The organism is Streptomyces sp. NPDC059524 (genome assembly GCF_042749255.1).
GTDB lineage: Bacteria > Actinomycetota > Actinomycetes > Streptomycetales > Streptomycetaceae > Streptomyces > Streptomyces xanthii.
Genome location: NZ_JBHYTK010000072.1, coordinates 37094 through 37547 on the forward strand (window position 1 = coordinate 37094; position 454 = coordinate 37547).

At 73.3% G+C, this 454-nt stretch carries 1 pseudogene; it reads left to right on the plus strand.

Going from position 1 to position 454, the window contains the following annotated elements:
- Positions 1-232 (plus strand): annotated as a pseudogene (locus tag ACFW9D_RS21060) (N-acetylmuramoyl-L-alanine amidase); the annotation flags it as partial.
- Positions 233-454: the final 222 nt, after the last annotated feature.

Here is a 454-nt window from a genome sequence, read left to right on the forward strand (position 1 = left end):
CCGCACCGTCGCCGCCTCGATCCTCGGGGCCGCCGGGGAGCAACCCCGCGGGCACGTCCGCCTGGTCTCCAGCAACAGTCTCAGCCGGTTCCCCGCCGGTACGGAGGCGTCGTTCTCGGCGATCTCCGGGCACCGGGACGGGTACGAGACCTATTGCCCGGGGCTTGCCCTGATGTCCAAGCTTCCGGCGATCCGCGATCGGGCGGCGGAACTCCAGGGGCGCTCCCGGTAGTCGGCCGACCGCGGCCCGGTGGGGGCTGGTCGCGCAGTTCCCCGCGCCCCTGAGATGCGCACTTCGTGCGCCCCAGGGGCCCGGTGGTCGCGCCCCGCGGCGGAGTCGCTGATCGGGCACAGCCCCGCGCCCCTGGAGATGCGCACTTCGTGCGCGATCTCCATAGGGGGGGGGGAGAATAGGGGGAAATCGCGCGGCAGGGGGAGGATTTAACGGGCGCGG